We start from the raw sequence: 15,544 nt of genomic DNA, 5'->3' as shown, positions 1-15,544 counted from the left end.
CCGTGCCTGCTGCCGTTCTCCCCGGGTGCATGAATAATACGGAGTGCTGGGAACAGCGGATCTGCAACGGCAGGGGCAAGCCTGCCACGACGGCGGGCGAAGGAAGCGGACATGGCCAGGTCACACCGGAGCGCACGGCATGAGCCCGCGGCGAGCGTAGAGCTAAACCCCCTTTTCGGCCGGCCGGGGGAGTCCACCATCTTCCCCCGCTTCACCATCCCGGACGGGGAATCCCTGCCCGGCACCGCCTACCAGGTGGTCCACGACGAGGTGATGCTGGACGGCAACTCCCGCCTGAACCTGGCCACGTTCGTGGGCACCTGGATGGAGCGGGAAGCCTCCCAGCTCTATGCGGAAACGTTCGACAAGAACATGATCGACAAGGACGAATACCCCCAGACGGCGCTGATCGAAACCCGGTGCTGGCGGATGCTCGCGGACCTGTGGAACGCCCCGGACCCGGCCGCCGCCGTCGGCACCTCAACTGTTGGTTCGTCTGAGGCGTGCATGCTCGGTGGCCTGGCGCTCAAACGCCGGTGGCAACACCGCCGTCGTGCCGCCAAGCAGCCCACCGACTCACCCAACATCGTCCTCAGCTCCGCCGTGCAGGTGTGCTGGGAGAAGTTCTGCAACTATTTCGAGGTGGAAGCCCGCTACGTGCCCGTGTCCGCCGACCACCCCACGCTGGACGGCCATGACCTGGAACGCTACGTGGATGAGAACACCATCGGCGTGGTGGCGATCATGGGCGTGACCTATACCGGCGCCTACGAACCCGTGGAACGGATTTCCGCCGCGCTGGACGCCATCCAGGCGAGCACCGGCCTGGACATCCCCATTCATGTGGACGGCGCGTCCGGGGCCATGGTGGCGCCGTTCCTGCAGCCGGAACTGGTGTGGGACTTCCGGCTCCCCAGGGTTGCCTCCATCAACACCTCCGGCCACAAGTACGGGCTGGTGTACCCGGGCCTGGGCTGGATCGTGTGGCGGGACGCTGACGCACTGCCCGGGGACCTGGTGTTCCACGTCAGCTACCTGGGCGGGGACATGCCCACCTTCGCCCTGAACTTCTCCCGGCCCGGCGCCCAGGTGTTGCTGCAGTACTACCTGTTCCTCCGGCTGGGCTTTGCCGGCTACCGGTCCGTGCAGGCCAGCTGCCGTGACGTGGCCCGGTACCTGTCCCACGAGATCGGCGCCATGGACGCCTTCACCCTCTGGAGTGACGGGTCCGACATCCCGGTCTTCGCCTGGCAGCTCACCGACGGCCACACCAAGAACTGGAACCTGCACCACCTCTCCGAGCGCCTGCGCATGAACGGCTGGCTGGTCCCGGCCTACCCGCTGCCGGACGGGCTCAGCAGCATCACGGTGCAGCGGATCGTGGTCCGCAACGGCTTCACCCGCGACCTTGCCGCCAGCTTCCTGGCCGACCTCCAGAAGGAAGTGGCCTACCTGGATGCGCTGACGGGGCCCATGCCGACGGAGCAGCAGAAGGAAGCATTCCACCACTAGCTTGTGAGGAGCGGCCATGTGCCGGTTGTTCGGCCTCCACGCCGGGTCCCGGCCGGTCCGCGCCACCTTCTGGCTGCTGGACGCCCCGGACAGCCTGTCCCAGCAGAGCAGGAGGGAGCCCGACGGCGCGGGGATCGGCACGTTTGAGGCCGACGGCGGCGCGCGGGTCAGCAAACGGCCGCTCGCCGCATGGGAGGACCACGCCTTTGCCCGGGAGGCCCGGCAGCTGGTGAGCACCACCTTCCTGGCCCACGTCCGGTACGCCAGCACGGGCGCGCACACCCTGGTGAACACGCACCCGTTCGAGCAGGACGGGCGGCTGTTCGCCCACAACGGCGCCTTCCACGGGCTGGACCGGCTCGACGCGCGGCTGGTAGAGCTGGGCGTGGTGGAGCTGGTGCAGGGACAGACCGACAGCGAACGGCTCTTCGCCCTGATCACCGCTGAGACCCGGCGCGCTGGCGGGGACGTGACGGAAGGAATCGCACGTGCGGTGGGCTGGATCGCCGCGGAGCTTCCTGTCCTGGCCCTGAACCTGATCGTCACCACGGCCACCGATCTCTGGGCGCTCCGCTACCCGGCAACCCACCCGCTGTTCATCCTGGAACGCGACCCGTCCGCGGAGCCGGCCCCGGTGGCACCGTTGGATGCGCGGAGCCACCGGATCCACTCGCGAAGCACGGAACTGTCCGCTGCCCGGTCCGTCCTCTTTGCCACCGAACCCATGGACCACAACCCCGGATGGCGTCCCCTGGCGCCGGGGGAGCTGGTGCACGTTGGTCCGGACCTGGCGGTGACCTGCACCTTCCCGTTCCCGGACCAACCTGCCCACCCGCTCACGCTCGCCGACCTGGATCCGTCCGCGGCGGCGTCGCAAACGTCCTGAAGGTGTGCGTCGGTGGCGGTCAGGACATGGTGGCCACGGCGAACAGTCCGGCGACTCCCACGAGGTACAGGACCAGGACCACCAGTGAGTCCATGCCCATGCCCAGGTGCTTCTTTTTCGGGCGGAACAGCAGGCCCAGCAGGTAGGCCAGGGTCAGCAGGATCGCCAGGGCGGTGAGGTAGATGTCCGTCGCCTGGGCCTGGGGCAGGACCGGTTTGCCGGTGATGAGGACCGCCACCAGGAACAGGACCGGGAGGAACGCGTTGCCGCCGAAGATGTCGCTGAAGGCCAGCTTGTAGTCGCCCTGCTTCACGGATGCCAGGCCGGTGGAGATCTCGGGCAGGGACGTGGCCAGGGCCAGGAAAGTGGCGCCGAACAGGACGCCGGACAGGCCGATATGCCCGGCGATGGCGTCACCGCTGCGCTCAAGGACGACGCCGGCGCCCAGGGTTGCTAGGGCCGCCATGGTGAAGATCAAGGCTGACTTAGCTGTGCTGATGTGCCGGTTCTTATCTGCGGCCTTCTTCTTGGAGTGTCCTTTGGGCTGGTCCTGGCCGCCGGGGGCGTCGCCCTGCTGGTGCCAGGGCAGCCCCTTTTGGGAGCGCTGGACCAGGACCAGCCCCAGGATCCAGATCACGGCGATCAGCACCGCGGCGGGGGTCAGGTGCAACGCCACCAGCGAGCCCGGCATTTGGCTGCCGGCGATCACCACGCCCAGCACCGCGATGACCGTGACGGCTTCGATGACCAGGGTCAGGGACGCCGCCTTGTAACTGAGCGGATCGGTGCCCCTGGTGCCAAACACGTCCAGGATCACCAGCACCACAGTCTGGATGGCGATACCACCCAAAATGTTCCCTACCGCCACGCCGATGTTGTTGGACAGGGCAGCGCTGACGGTGATGGCGATCTCCGGCAGGTTGGTGGCGATGGCCAGCAGGATCAGCCCGCCCAGCGCCGAACCAAGGCGGAGCCGGTCATCAAGGACATCCGTCTGCTTCGAGAGTTGGATGCCGGCCACCCAGATCACCGCCGCGGCACCGGCGAAAATCAGGAGCAGTACCGCCAGGGGCAGTGCTTCCATGTCTCGTCCTCCCTGCGTGGTTCTTATCAGCGTCCCAGCGAAGACGTACCCAGCGGGTGGCCCGCATCCGTGGTTGTTTGCTGGGAATGCGCTGGGAATCGTGTTCCGACGGGTGGTAGGTGGTGGCAGATGGGCTCGTTGGGGGTAAGGGTTGTTGCGTACCTGCCCTGCGAAAGGACCCCCATGGACATCGTTGAAGTGATTTTGAATGACCACCACGAGCAACGTCGCCTGTTCGCCCTGCTCGATGAAATGCACAACTGCGAACAGCCGGACCTGGAAGCGGTGTGGAAGCGGATGCGCATCCTGCTGGAAGTCCATGCCAAGGCAGAAGAGGAGCTCTTCTACCCGGAACTGCTGGAACTGGGGAAGGGCGCAGGCGGAAAAGACTCGGCCGAGGACGAAACCACCGATGCCATCCACGACCACAACGAAATCCGGGACGCCATCGCTGACGTTTCCAAGCACCCAACGGGTACTCCGGAGTGGTGGGCGGCGGTGGCGAAGGCCAATGAAGCCAACGGCGACCACATGGCAGAGGAGGAACGTGAAGGCCTGACCGATTTCCGGCAGCACGCGTCGCTGGAGCTGCGGCACCGCTTGGGCCTGGCGTTCAGCATTTTCGAATCACAACATGCCGCGGGGATTGAACCGCAGGATGTAAGCCCCGAGGAATACGTCCGCGAGCACGAATAAAACCGTGGGTGGTGTTACCGCATGATTCCTGGCTCGACGGGCTTCTTGACGGTAGCCAGCAGCAGGACACCGGCGACGGCGGTGGCCCCCGACAGGAGGAACAGGACGATCGCCAGCGGCGGGGCTGCGTCGGCCTCGCCCAGGATGGTGATGCCGATGGCGACGGCGACGAGTGGATCGATGACCGTCAGCCCGGCCACCACCAGCTCGGGCGTGCCCCGGGTGTGGGCGTTCTGGACCAGGAAGCTGCCGGCCAGGCCCGCGACCACGAGCCCCGCCAGGCAGATCAGGGACAGCCATTCGAAATCGCCCTGGAACAGGCGGGCGATCACGGTCTTGGCCAGCGCCGCGACGAACCCGAACAGGATTCCGGCACCGGCGGTGAAGACCACGGCGTGCGAGCTGTGCCGCCACAAGAGATAGGCCACGGCGACGCACACCAGGACGACGGCGAGGACGATCAGGATGGTCACCAGGTGCCGGTCGCTGATCTCCACGTCCTCCGCGGACAGCGCTGCCACGGCAACGAAGACCCCCACCCCGCCAACGCAGAGGGCGACGGCGGTGAGCGCCCGGCGCCCGGGGGACCTGCGGGTCATCCGGGCGGTGGCCAGCGTGGTCACCACCAGGGCCACGGCACCGATGGGCTGCACCACGATCAGGGGCGAGAACCGGAGGCTGGTCAGCTGGAGCAGGATCGCGGCGCCCAGCATCGCCGTCCCTGCCAGCCATGCTGGTTTCCGGACCAGCGCCTGGAGGCGTCCACCGCCCATGCTGCCTGCCGCGCGTCCGGATGCCGCCGGTTGGTTTTCCACGGCGCGGTGCTGGAACAGCGTCCCCAGGGCAAGCAGGACGGCGCCGGCGGCGGCGATGGGAATCCCGAGCCAGTGGTAGGACGTCAGCGCGGACACGGCCGCAGCCTGGATCATGGACAGACCTTACCCCCTCCAGGGCCGGAGGAAACCCGGACCTAGCGCTGGGCGATCCTGAACAGTGCACCTGTGGGGTCGGTCAGGGCTGCAATGCGCCCAAACGGGGTGTCCTCGGCGGGGTGGACCACCTGGCCTCCCAGTGACGTGGCGATCTCAACGCCCGCGTCGGTGTTCTCAATCGCGAAGTAGGTCTGCCAGTTGGACGGCACTCCCTCCGGCAGGTAGCTGGAGGCGTCCATGATGCCGGCCCGGGAGTCCCGTCCGGACCCCAGCGTGGTGTAGCGGAAGTCCTCGGTGTCGCTCATGACGTCGGTATCCCAGCCAAAGACGTCCTGGTAGAACTTCACGGACGGGGCGTAGTTGCGGGTGTGGAGTTCATGCCAGTATGGGGTCCCGGGTTCGCCCGTGGACTGGAATCCGGTGTGGCCGCCGAACTGCCAGGCGCCAACTGCTGCTCCGCCCACGTCCGCGATCATCGCCATGTGTCCTTGTCCGGGAACCTCCATGGGCGGCATGAGCACCTGGCCGCCCGCGGCCAGCGCCGCCTCCGCCGTGGCGTGAATGTCCTCTACGCGCAGGTACGTTGTCCAGACGTCGGGATATCCGGAGTCGTCGTCGTTCTTCATCATCCCGGCCACCGGCGATCCATTGGCGAAGGCCGTGATGTAGCCGCCGTATGTCTCCTGGTCGCCCTCTTCATAGGTCCACCCGAACAGCCGGGTGTAGAACTCGCGGGACCTTTCCGGGCGGGACGTCATGAGGTCGATCCAGCAGGGATCACCGGGGGCGATAGTGGGCTTGGGCATGGGGACTCCTGGTGTGTGCAGGTGTGGACCGGGCAAGGCCCACCCTAGCGCTGCACGCCCCAAAAGCCGAGGAGCGCCGGCACGGCTACATTTCTGGCGGTTGCCGTGCCGGCGCTGGCCATTATCAGGCCTCGTTTTCCGGGTTCCGCAGCCGGCGCCTGATCATGACCCCGGCAACCAGCAGCCCGATGACCAGCACGCCCGCGACGATCCCCACCACAACCAGCTGCCCCGGCAGCCCGGAGCTCGCCGCAGCAGCAGCAGGCGTGGCAACGGCGGCGGCGGGTGCGGTGTTCGGTCCGCCGGCTGTGAAGGTGAAGGTTCCCTCGATGGGGTGCCCGTCGGGGGACACCACCCGCCACACCACGGTGTACTTTCCTTCGGGAGCGCCCCGTTTGACCGGCTGGCTGACCTGGTTGTCCACGATCTGAACCGGCCCGTCCGCCTGGTCGGTGCCGGTGGCGTCCTCCACCCGCACGATCGAGTTGATGGCGATCGGGGTGTGGTCGAAGGTCAGCTCGATCTTCGCGGGCATCGCGCTGACCGTGGAACCATCGGCCGGGTTGCTGGATTCCAGGGAGTCATGCGCCTGCGCCGGTGCCGATGAAGCGAGCACGAACGCGGCTGTGGTGAGCGCCAGCAGCACCCATGCCAGCCAGGCCGCCGGGCCCTTGCGGGACGTTGGATTCATTCGTTTCCCCGCTCTACTTGCCGGCAGTGCGGGTCCGGCGTCCGGCAAGGACCAGCCCCAGGGCCGCTGCGCCGAGCACGAAGCCTGCCGCGCCCAGGACCAGGCCCCACACGGACGTGGCGTCGGTGGAAACCTGCTTCGTCTCCGACACTGCCTCGGCGCCCGGTGCCGCTGACGCACCGGCGGCGGCAGCGCCGTCGTCGGCCGTTGTCACGAAGGACGGGGCCGGATGCTTGGGCTCCGGCTGCCCCTCAGCGCTCTCTTCGTCCCACTTCACCACGCTGCCGTCGGTGTAGCTCTGGGCTGCCTTCAGGGTGACCTTGGTGCCCTCGGCGGGCAGCCGGCCCACGGACAGCGAGAAGGACTGGTACTGGTTCTGGCCCAGCTGGTGGGCTTCGTCCGCGGTCCAGACCACCGAGACCGGCGCCTTGGTGACCGTGGCGCCGGCCACCGTGACCGGCTTGGGCAGGTCTCCCGTGACCACCTGCGCGGTCCAGCCTTCCACAGGCTTGACGGAGACGGAGGTGAACGGCGTATCGGTGGGCAGCGTGACCTCGAGCTTGGTGGTCTTCGCGGTGGGGGACTCGTTGGGGACGTTGAACGTCAGGTGGGAGTAGCCGTTCGCGGCGGTGTCATCCGGGTCCACGCTCACGTGGGCGGACGCGGCGGTGGCGCCTGTAGCGATGATTCCCGCGGCGGCAGCGGCGGCGGTGAGGGACTTGAGGGTACGGCGGAATGAGGTGTTCAAAGCAAGCCTTCCAAAGGGTGCGCCAAAAAGGACCGCGTACGGCGGCGGCGCAGAAAAAAGGGACAACGCGGCCCGCCCATGCCTGCCAGGGGCAGGTGCCTGTGGGCAGGTGGGGGCGGCGCGGAAAGTCGGAAGCCGCGTTAGGTTGCGGCGTGGAAGGCCGGCGGCCCGCGCAGCGCAGGCAGGCGCAGGTTCCGCCACCGGGACGGAATCACGACGGCGGCCGGCGCGGGAAGGTGCGGCCACTCAGGAATGGCGACGGCGGACAGGATCCGGACCAGTGGCCGCAGCCAGGCGGCCAAGGCCCAGACGGCTGCTTCGCCCTTGGCCAGGACCAACGCCGTGGCCAGGGTTGCCGCGGCGTGCAGGGCCAGCATCAGGGCACCCGGTACGGCGGCATGTTCCGGCATCAGGACCGCGCCCGCAGGCGACACCGCTGAGGCGTCATGGACGTGGCCGCCGGCGGTGGGAGTGAACGAAGCGGACACCGACAACGCGTCGAAGGCCCAGTGCAGGACCAGTTGGCTGGAGCCCAGGAGGCCGATCATCGCGGGCATGCTGATCTTGGTCTTTGACAGGATCGTGACCGGCGCCAGGACCAGCGCCACGATTCCTGCGACGATGGCCGGCTGCGGCAGCAGGCCCCCTGCGAGAACGTGGGCCCCTGCGGCGAGGATCAGCATGGAGGCGGTGAACGCTATGGCACGGGGGACGCGGAACGGAGCACTCATGCCACTCGCCACCCTTCCCTTTACAGTTGCCACCCTCCACTGTAAGGAACCACCCCCATGGGCAGGTAATCAACTTCAGGATGTGGAGGAGGCCCGGAACGCCGGCTGCGGGGTTAAACAGCAAAGCCCCTGGTGGAGGCCAGGGGCTTTGCTTCGAACTGCGAGGGGGCGCGCTACTCCGCGAGCTTGGCGACCGAGTGCGCCCAGATGAAGAACTTGTTGGTGCCCAGATCCTTGACGGTCTTGATATTCAGGGCCTCTTTGAGCTTCTGGGCGTCGCTCTCGGACAGTCCCTTCAGGGCCTCGACCGGCGCTTTAGCCAGATCATCGATGCCCTTGTCGAGATATTCCTTGTCGAACTTCGCGTTGATTCCAGCCATACTGTCTGTCCTCCTGATGCTCGTTGGGGCCTCATTGTGCCGTGGGGCACAATGGCCATTGAACCACGGCGATTCTCAAATGCACCAGTATTCAATATGGCCATTCCTTATCCCCCTCCTGCGGCGGCTCCCAGCAATTACCCAGCAACCGGAACGTGGACGCGGAGACTCCTGTCAGGATGGGCCAGGGCAGGTAGGGTCGCCATCTTGCCGGGCCGCCACGTCATCAACTTCGCTTGCGTAGTAACCCTGCTTACCATTGGGTAAACTGCGGGTTGACCTGCGGCTTCATGGTGTGAGTGCGCGTGAGGGCAAGTAGTCCCCTCCCGGAAGACAGGTAGCCACTACGGGGGCCCGTCCCCGGCAAATGCCCTTATTCTGCAATTCGATGGAGCTCCGGCATGCGCCGGCGCAGGGGCGCGGGACAGGCGGAAATGACGAATTGCGTGAGTTGCATAACTTTGGACCGATCCGCCACATGCACGGCTTCGAATGCCTACTACCGTAGAAAAGGGCCAAAAAGAGCTTGGCTGCGGGCACATTAAGTTTTGGAATTTGTTGTCTGCGGAAATCAGCCGGGTTTGGCCAAGGATTTGATCGGGGGAATTGTTGGAGCGCGGGACGGTAGTGGTTGTGGAGGACGATCCGGACATCAGTGTTGTGGTGTCCGGAATTCTGCGTGAGGCAGGATTCGGCATCCATGCATTCGACCATGGGCAGGCCGGAGTTGACGCCGTCAATAAACACAGCCCCGAAGTGGTGGTGGTTGATCTCGGACTGCCGGACATCGACGGATTTGAAGTGACCCGGCGCATCCGTACATTCAGCAATGCCTACGTGCTGATCCTGACAGCCAGCAGCCAGGAACTGGACACCATCCTGGCGCTGGAGGCCGGCGCCGACGATTACCTCACCAAACCCTTCCGCGCCCGCGAGCTGAGGTACCGGGTGGAGGCACTGCTGCGGCGCCCCCGGCTCCGCACCGACACTCCACACTTGACGGCCTCGTCCCTGCAGCCGGCGCCGGCAACCGGGCCGGACGCGCCGCCTGATGTCCAGGACGGCCCTGCAGCCCTGGCCCACAACGGCCTGCACCTGCATGTCTCCACCAGGACCGTGAGCGTGGACGGGGCGGAAATTCGCGGACTTACCGCCTCCGAGTTTGAGCTGCTGAACACCATCCTCATCAACGGACGGGTGGTTCTGAGCAAGGAAGACCTTGCACAGTCGATGCGCGGGGGACAAAGCGTGGACGACTCCACGGACCGTGCCCCAGATGAACAGGTAATCCAGGTGCACATCGCCAATTTGCGCAGGAAACTGGGCGACAGTGCAGCAAAGCCGCGCTGGATCGAGACAGTTCACGGATTTGGCTACCGGCTGGCAGCACCCATGGACCAGGAGAACTAAATAACGTTCCGGACGGGGTGCTGGGACTCTGCTTATGGGGCTAGCCTGTAAGTGAGTCGGCAAGTTCGTTCGCTTTTCCAGCAGATACCTGTGGGGCAGGTGGCTGTTCTCCTTTTCGTGGTGGGCCAGAGTGGCAGCAGGAGACTAACAACCGCCTTTGGGGTTTCGAAGGGCGAATGAACGGAAGCGAATATGGCGACTGGCCATAAGCCCGGTTCAGCGGCTTCTTCTGGGAGCGTGTATGTCGTGACTGGCGAAGAGCTCGTCCGGCGGGGTTTGCGGAGGCTGCTGGAGGTTAACGGGTTCAGCCTTGCCGGTGAGTCGGCGTCTGCCCACCAGGCGGCGCGGCGGATCCCTGCGGTACGCCCGGATCTGGCCATCATCGACGATGATCTTCCCGATGGTTCCGGTGCCGGGCTTTGCCGAACTATCGCAGCTGCCGGTGCCAACATCCGGTGCGTCCTGATGACGGGTGAAACTGACGAATCGGTGCTGATCGGGGCTATCCTGGCCGGCGCATGGGGGTGTCTGTCACAACAGGATGACAATGAGGAGCAGCTCAGGCTGATCCGGCGGGCCATCCAGGGGTACACAGCCTACAGCCGTCGTTTCCAGACCGGCATCCTGGCTCCGATCCAGGCTGACGGAACGAACGGGCCCGACGCCCGGTTGGGGATGCTTTCAAAGCAGGAAATGAAGGTGGCGGGCGGGGTTGCCCGGGGGTTGACCAACGGCCAGATCGGCCAGGAAATGTTTTTGGCCGAAAAGACCGTGAAAAACATGGTCTCATCGGTGCTGATGAAATTCGACATGTCGCGCAGAACCGAGGTCGCGGTGTTCGTCTCCGGGGAACTTGAGCACACAGGGGACCTCGCCCAGGAGTACCGGAGCAGCCGTGACACAGACCTGATCGCGGAAGTCACCGCGGCGCTGGTTATCTGCACCAGCGAGGCGGGCAGTGTTCCGCCGTCCAACAGAATGCTTTTATTGGACGCCATGCGACTTGCTGATTCCCTGGCGGCTACCCGCGCCCGGCCTCACGCCGTTAGACTCTTGCAGGAACGACGGACGAACGTGCATGGCCCTGAGGCCACCACCTCAAGGCCAACCCCGCGCGGCACTGACAACGCTCCCGAGCGGGGCCAGAACTAAGGGGCCGGACAGTTTCCCACTGGCACTCCTCTGCCGGAGCAGAATCTGGGTGACAGCGGTTGGAAGGGCGGCTATGTCGAGTGAGGGCGCCCGTGGACCGTTTTGATCGGGTAGTCCTGGTCTTCAATCCGGGTAAGCCCGGCATGGTTGCCAGGATCGATGAATTACGACAGGGTCTGACTGCCGGATTGCCGCAGCTGCCGATTGAGTTGCTGCCAACGGAGTTTGCCGGGCACGCCCGTGATCTTGCACGCTCCGTGGCGGCGAAGGGAACCCCTCTCATTGTTTCCGTCAGTGGTGATGGCGGATACCACGAGGTCGTCAACGGGGTAATGGACGTTCCGGGCAGCAGGGCGGTGTGCACTGTTGTTGCGGCAGGAAACGCCAATGACCATCACCGCAGCATGCCCGCGCCGCCGTTGCCGGAGGCCGTCCGCCAAGGCCCGGTCCGCCACATCGACCTGTTGCGCATCACGTTCGGCGGGGAACACCGCGAGCGGATTCAGTACGCCCACTCCTACATAGGTTTCGGGCTCACACCGTTGATGGCGATCGGCATCGAGCGGGGCGGCAAGGGGAAAATCCTCGAACTCCTGTCCGTCGCCCGCACACTCTCTGCGTTGAGGCCCTTTGAACTCGTCCGTGCAGACGGGGCCACCGCGCGCTTCGACAGCCTGATCCTCGCCAACATTTCGCGTATGGCCAAGTACGGGACGGTCAGCGAGATGGGCAGCCCCGACGATGGCCTGTTCGAGGTCGTGACGCTGCCGCATGCCGGGCGCTGGAAGATGGCGCTGATGACCCTGCGGGCTGTGACGCTGGGACTGGGCCACCAGCCCAGCGTCAGCAGCTATTCCTTCACCACGCGGGATGCTGTCCCTTGCCAGATCGACGGCGAAGTCATCCACCTTCCGGCGGCCACGCAGGTGCTGGTGGAGAGCGCGAAGGGCGCCCTGGCTGTTATCTGACCCTCGGCACCCTTGCTGTGTCTGTGGATTGTGGGAACGGGACGTAGCCAGGGGCAGGTCCGGGTTTGGAAGCGGACAGAACTGATTGGTGGGTTTTCACCGGTCGCGGCCCACGAGGGCGTACAGTCAGAGTATCGGGACGTTGTGACTGGACATCCGGTTTCCCGGGCAATGAAACCAACTCCGCGTGCGCCGCCGGCGCATCGGCGACTGTGACATCCCGTCACTGCGCTGAACACGTGGTGATGAGTTGGGACAACGAGGGCGGCCCTGGCCGTCCTGCTACGCAGGCCGGCCCTTCAGCCCGTGCCCTCCCAATATAAGGGGCCCGGTTTCGAGTCCCTAGAACCCCAGTCACAGTCAATCCGCCCGTATCTGCGGTTCTGACAGTGCATCTCCAAGAAACGTTGGCGCAATGCCATGACCACCACCCAAGAACAGCCTGTCCACGTCGAGGGGCGCCTCGCGCTCAGCGGCGTCCTCGCTTCCGCCCTGCCTCACGACCTCGGTACGGCAACGGCCGCCTCCCGGTACACCGTCCCCGTCGTTTTTTCCCGCAGGCCCCAGCCGCGGGAACTCGATTTGTTGCACGACAAGAGCGTCACCAAGCGCCTTGCGGAGGAAGGATACAGTGACGTCGAACTGCGGGTCTCCGACCGCCGCCTTTTGATCACCAACACCAATCTGCAGGACCTCAAGTCAGGGCTTGCCCACCTCGTGGGCACGATACTAAGGGACATCTCCGTACAGGCCGAAGCCGAGCGCGCCCACAGGTCTGAAGAAATGGATGCCCTGGGGCTGCTTGAGGAACAACGACTTGAAGCTATCCGTCAATCCGCGGCAGAAATCCACTTCGACTAACACCCGTAACCAGCACCGCGGAGTCGACAGTAGGGACACGCGCATAGGCGCGCCTCCTCAAAGTCTCCACACAAACCCAAACCCGCAAAGGAAACAATGACTTCCATGCACCTTGAGAAGTACTGGCACCGGCTGTCCCCGGCCAGCAAGCAGTGGCTCCTCGACAATCCTGGTTGTGTAATTCTGCCCCGGACCATCTCGGCAGAAATAAATGCCGAATCCGGAGAGGACGCTGATTCTGATAGTCACGGCGAAACTGTCCTGTCACCGGAAAACATCGAGTTCATCCGGTCCAAAACGCGCCAGGAAGAACCGTCCCCGGCACAGCCGACCTACCGGTTCTTCGACTCTGTACAGCCCTAAACCCACGGGACCCCGGCCACCCAAACCGGGCCGGGGTCCAGCCATTAACGTACTGGGCGAGGCCCCTGCGACCGAAAGGGGGCCGGGCGGGGCATAGTTGGAGTATGGCAACCTACGATTCCCGGAGTTTTTACACGCGCGGTGATTCCTTCAGTGTTGGAGCTTCGCGGGAACACGTGGAACGCTCGCTTCTTGACTTCGGGGCAACCGATGTTCTCTTCAGCCAACGTGGCCACCTCAACGCCATCTCGTTCAGAGCCAGCGGAAGGCAATTTCGGATTGTCCTCTCATTACCGCAGACCGAGCGAAGCCCTGCTGTTCCGGGTGGAGTGTCCGACGTCCCCGGCAAGGAGGTTAGCGCAAAAGTGCTCGAACTCGATGCCCGGAGGTTCTGGCACGCCTTCGCCTTGTCCACCGACGCCAAACTCGCAGCGGCGGCAGCCGGTGTTGCAACACTCGAATCCGAATTTCTGGCCCATGTGGTGCTCCCCGGCAACCATACGGTGATGGACGAACTCGAACCCGTCATAGCCTCTGCCTACAGGTCCGGGCAGCGTCCCTCCATCAGTGCTGCTGCTGGACCACGAACCGATTGAAAAAATGGGCCATGACCCAGCCAGGAAGGACCGCGGCAGGCCGGAAGGCTCATCGTGTTGGGGACCGGGGCGCGTTGAGAAATGATGGAAACCCCTTGGCCACTTGTGGAGCCCTGCGTTTTCAGTTTGAATTAGCGCCGTCGCACTGGGCGACTTTCGTGCAGTTCTTGGTCTCGCAGGTGCCCTGGCACCGCCCTTAGGAAGAAGCTTCAGTGAAAGCGTTGCACAGGCTGGGTGCTGTTCCGTTTCCGAATATTGTCCGCCCGCGCGGAAAGGCCAAAGGGATAGCAAAACCTGCCGCGGCGTTGTCCTTGTTGGCGGGGCTGATATCCCTCACCATCCCTTCCGCCGGCACTGTACCCAGCGCGACAGCCGCAGACATCAAACCGGGGGAGTGGGTTTCCCTGGCGGCCGGTCCGGCGCCGGCCAGCAACCCGCTGCAGGGCTTTGTCCCCTACGCCGGGAAGTACGGTTCCCTGCCCTATTCCATGGAATGGTTCTACATTCCGGTGAACGCAGTGGTCACGGGACCCGGCAACTACGACTGGTCCGCCCTGGAATCCCAGCTGAACGCCATTGCCGCCCGCGGACACCAGGCCGTCTTCAGGTTCTACCTCGACTACCCCGGCAAGCCAACCGGCGTTCCCAAATACCTCCTGGACGCCGGATTGGCCACCCACTCCTACACCGACTACGGCAACCAGGGCATCAGCGTTTCCCCCGACTACGACGACCCGCGCCTGGCACAGGCGCTGGACGGCTTCATCGCGGCCTTTGGGTCAAAATACGACGGCGACCGGCGCATCGGCTTCATCCAGGCGGGCCTGCTGGGGTTCTGGGGCGAATGGCACACCTACCCCCACGACGGGTGGGCCTCGCCGGAAAACTGGTCTGCCTCGGCCACCGAGCAACAACTTGTCCTGCAGGCCTACACGGCCGCCTTCACCAGGACCAAGCTGCAGGTGCGGTACCCCACCACCGCGAACAGCAGCCTCAGCGTGGGCTACCACGACGACTCGTTTGCCGCCGAAACCATGCCCGGAACCGGCTGGAGCTTCGTGGACAAACTGCAGCAGGCCGGCGCAACCGGCAAATGGCTCACCCAGCCGGTGGGCGGCGAACTCCGCCCCGAGCTGCAGCCCTGCCTTTTCGACGCCGTCCCGTGCCCCTGGGTGGCCGACCCGGCCCAGAAGGACTTTCCGGGGAGCGTGGCGGCAACGCACGCCTCGTGGCTGCTCAACCAGTACGCCTTCAGCCCAGCGTACGCAGGGGCTGCCCAAAGCAATGCTGCCGCAGCCTCCCAATCGCTGGGCTACCGGTTCCAGGCCACCGGCTTTTCCCTGACGCCCGGAACCGTGAAGGGACAGAGCGACCTCAGCGTCACCATCCGCAACACGGGTGCGGCGCCGTTCTACTATGACTGGCCGGTGCAGGTGGCTGCCGTGGGCGGCGACGGGAAGATCGCCAGGACCTGGACCACTTCCTGGCGGCTCACCTCGATCAAACCCGGCATGGCACCCACCCTGGGAGCGCCCCTCAGCACCGCCGGCCTCCCCGCCGGCTACTACACGCTGGTGCTGCGGCCGGTGAACCCGCTGGCCAATGGCGTCCCGCTGCGCTTTGCCAACGCTGCCCAGGACCAGACGCTGCCCGGATGGCTAACCTTGGGACGCAACTACTTCCCCGCATCCTGACCACCGACCACCGCCAAGCCGCGGCCGCCGACTG

Annotated in this window: 17 protein-coding genes; 10 read left to right on the top strand and 7 right to left on the bottom strand. The window is 65.2% G+C overall.

Going from position 1 to position 15,544, the window contains the following annotated elements; translation table 11 throughout:
* Positions 1-111 precede the first annotated feature (111 nt).
* A complete protein-coding gene (locus LDO22_RS09090) occupies positions 112-1,512 on the top strand; it encodes a glutamate decarboxylase (protein WP_224026833.1) in 1,401 nt (466 codons plus the stop codon).
* Positions 1,513-1,528: 16 nt separating this feature from the next.
* Positions 1,529-2,398: a class II glutamine amidotransferase gene (locus LDO22_RS09085; protein ID WP_224026832.1), complete on the top strand. Its 870-nt coding sequence runs from the start codon at positions 1,529-1,531 to the stop codon at positions 2,396-2,398.
* A gap of 19 nt (positions 2,399-2,417) precedes the next feature.
* On the opposite strand, the gene LDO22_RS09080 is transcribed toward LDO22_RS09085, so the two are convergent.
* Positions 2,418-3,482, bottom strand: a complete 1,065-nt coding sequence (locus LDO22_RS09080; RefSeq protein ID WP_224026831.1) for a sodium:calcium antiporter — start codon at positions 3,480-3,482, stop codon at positions 2,418-2,420.
* Positions 3,483-3,665: 183 nt separating this feature from the next.
* Here LDO22_RS09080 and LDO22_RS09075 point away from each other — a divergent pair, with 183 nt between their 5' ends.
* Positions 3,666-4,178 (top strand): hemerythrin domain-containing protein, encoded by a 513-nt coding sequence (locus LDO22_RS09075; protein WP_224026830.1) that lies wholly within the window; start codon positions 3,666-3,668, stop codon positions 4,176-4,178.
* A gap of 14 nt (positions 4,179-4,192) precedes the next feature.
* Here LDO22_RS09075 and LDO22_RS09070 read toward each other — a convergent pair whose 3' ends face one another.
* The 6 genes from LDO22_RS09070 to LDO22_RS09045 all read right to left on the bottom strand — a co-directional run bounded on the left by LDO22_RS09070 (position 4,193) and on the right by LDO22_RS09045 (position 8,466).
* Positions 4,193-5,107, bottom strand: coding sequence for a DMT family transporter (locus LDO22_RS09070; RefSeq protein WP_224026829.1), 915 nt, complete (start codon positions 5,105-5,107; stop codon positions 4,193-4,195).
* A gap of 41 nt (positions 5,108-5,148) precedes the next feature.
* Positions 5,149-5,916, bottom strand: coding sequence for a VOC family protein (locus tag LDO22_RS09065; RefSeq protein ID WP_224026828.1), 768 nt, complete (start codon positions 5,914-5,916; stop codon positions 5,149-5,151).
* Positions 5,917-6,040: 124 nt separating this feature from the next.
* Positions 6,041-6,607, bottom strand: coding sequence for a copper resistance protein CopC (locus LDO22_RS09060; RefSeq protein ID WP_224026827.1), 567 nt, complete (start codon positions 6,605-6,607; stop codon positions 6,041-6,043).
* Positions 6,608-6,620: 13 nt separating this feature from the next.
* A complete protein-coding gene (locus LDO22_RS09055) occupies positions 6,621-7,355 on the bottom strand; it encodes a YcnI family protein (protein ID WP_224026826.1) in 735 nt (244 codons plus the stop codon).
* A 140-nt stretch (positions 7,356-7,495) separates the two neighbouring features.
* Complete coding sequence (locus LDO22_RS09050; RefSeq protein ID WP_224026825.1) at positions 7,496-8,086, bottom strand: hypothetical protein; 591 nt, start codon at positions 8,084-8,086, stop codon at positions 7,496-7,498.
* Positions 8,087-8,259: 173 nt separating this feature from the next.
* Positions 8,260-8,466, bottom strand: a complete 207-nt coding sequence (locus LDO22_RS09045; protein WP_159631017.1) for a hypothetical protein — start codon at positions 8,464-8,466, stop codon at positions 8,260-8,262.
* Positions 8,467-9,072: 606 nt separating this feature from the next.
* Here LDO22_RS09045 and LDO22_RS09040 point away from each other — a divergent pair.
* From LDO22_RS09040 to LDO22_RS09010, 7 genes are all read left to right on the top strand, one after another.
* Positions 9,073-9,876 (top strand): response regulator transcription factor, encoded by an 804-nt coding sequence (locus LDO22_RS09040; RefSeq protein WP_224026824.1) that lies wholly within the window; start codon positions 9,073-9,075, stop codon positions 9,874-9,876.
* Between the two features lie 246 nt (positions 9,877-10,122).
* Positions 10,123-11,028, top strand: a complete 906-nt coding sequence (locus tag LDO22_RS09035) for a response regulator transcription factor (RefSeq protein ID WP_263422198.1) — start codon at positions 10,123-10,125, stop codon at positions 11,026-11,028.
* Positions 11,029-11,171: 143 nt separating this feature from the next.
* Entirely contained in the window at positions 11,172-11,996 is an 825-nt protein-coding gene (locus LDO22_RS09030) for a diacylglycerol kinase family protein (protein WP_224027205.1), read from the top strand.
* Positions 11,997-12,416: 420 nt separating this feature from the next.
* Positions 12,417-12,857 (top strand): hypothetical protein, encoded by a 441-nt coding sequence (locus LDO22_RS09025; protein ID WP_224026822.1) that lies wholly within the window; start codon positions 12,417-12,419, stop codon positions 12,855-12,857.
* 96 nt (positions 12,858-12,953) lie between these two features.
* Complete coding sequence (locus tag LDO22_RS09020; RefSeq protein ID WP_224026821.1) at positions 12,954-13,220, top strand: hypothetical protein; 267 nt, start codon at positions 12,954-12,956, stop codon at positions 13,218-13,220.
* 104 nt (positions 13,221-13,324) lie between these two features.
* Complete coding sequence (locus LDO22_RS09015; RefSeq protein WP_159631023.1) at positions 13,325-13,816, top strand: hypothetical protein; 492 nt, start codon at positions 13,325-13,327, stop codon at positions 13,814-13,816.
* Between the two features lie 212 nt (positions 13,817-14,028).
* On the top strand, positions 14,029-15,510 hold the full coding sequence (locus LDO22_RS09010) for a DUF4832 domain-containing protein (protein ID WP_224026820.1): 1,482 nt from the start codon (positions 14,029-14,031) through the stop codon (positions 15,508-15,510).
* Positions 15,511-15,544: the final 34 nt, after the last annotated feature.

This window comes from Arthrobacter sp. NicSoilC5 (genome assembly GCF_019977395.1).
GTDB lineage: Bacteria > Actinomycetota > Actinomycetes > Actinomycetales > Micrococcaceae > Arthrobacter.
This window is presented reverse-complemented; position numbering and strand designations above follow the sequence as displayed.

Excerpts from the sequence above, each read along its gene's own strand:
- LDO22_RS09085 (WP_224026832.1), top strand. The coding sequence starts at position 1,529 with ATGTGCCGGTTGTTCGGCCTCCACGCCGGGTCCCGGCCGGTCCGCGCC.
- LDO22_RS09045 (WP_159631017.1), bottom strand. The coding sequence starts at position 8,466 with ATGGCTGGAATCAACGCGAAGTTCGACAAGGAATATCTCGACAAGGGC.
- LDO22_RS09030 (WP_224027205.1), top strand. The coding sequence starts at position 11,172 with ATGGTTGCCAGGATCGATGAATTACGACAGGGTCTGACTGCCGGATTG.
- LDO22_RS09080 (WP_224026831.1), bottom strand. The coding sequence starts at position 3,482 with ATGGAAGCACTGCCCCTGGCGGTACTGCTCCTGATTTTCGCCGGTGCC.
- LDO22_RS09025 (WP_224026822.1), top strand. The coding sequence starts at position 12,417 with ATGACCACCACCCAAGAACAGCCTGTCCACGTCGAGGGGCGCCTCGCG.
- LDO22_RS09060 (WP_224026827.1), bottom strand. The coding sequence starts at position 6,607 with ATGAATCCAACGTCCCGCAAGGGCCCGGCGGCCTGGCTGGCATGGGTG.
- LDO22_RS09065 (WP_224026828.1), bottom strand. The coding sequence starts at position 5,916 with ATGCCCAAGCCCACTATCGCCCCCGGTGATCCCTGCTGGATCGACCTC.
- LDO22_RS09070 (WP_224026829.1), bottom strand. The coding sequence starts at position 5,107 with ATGATCCAGGCTGCGGCCGTGTCCGCGCTGACGTCCTACCACTGGCTC.
- LDO22_RS09050 (WP_224026825.1), bottom strand. The coding sequence starts at position 8,086 with ATGAGTGCTCCGTTCCGCGTCCCCCGTGCCATAGCGTTCACCGCCTCC.
- LDO22_RS09075 (WP_224026830.1), top strand. The coding sequence starts at position 3,666 with ATGGACATCGTTGAAGTGATTTTGAATGACCACCACGAGCAACGTCGC.
- LDO22_RS09020 (WP_224026821.1), top strand. The coding sequence starts at position 12,954 with ATGACTTCCATGCACCTTGAGAAGTACTGGCACCGGCTGTCCCCGGCC.
- LDO22_RS09090 (WP_224026833.1), top strand. The coding sequence starts at position 112 with ATGGCCAGGTCACACCGGAGCGCACGGCATGAGCCCGCGGCGAGCGTA.
- LDO22_RS09015 (WP_159631023.1), top strand. The coding sequence starts at position 13,325 with ATGGCAACCTACGATTCCCGGAGTTTTTACACGCGCGGTGATTCCTTC.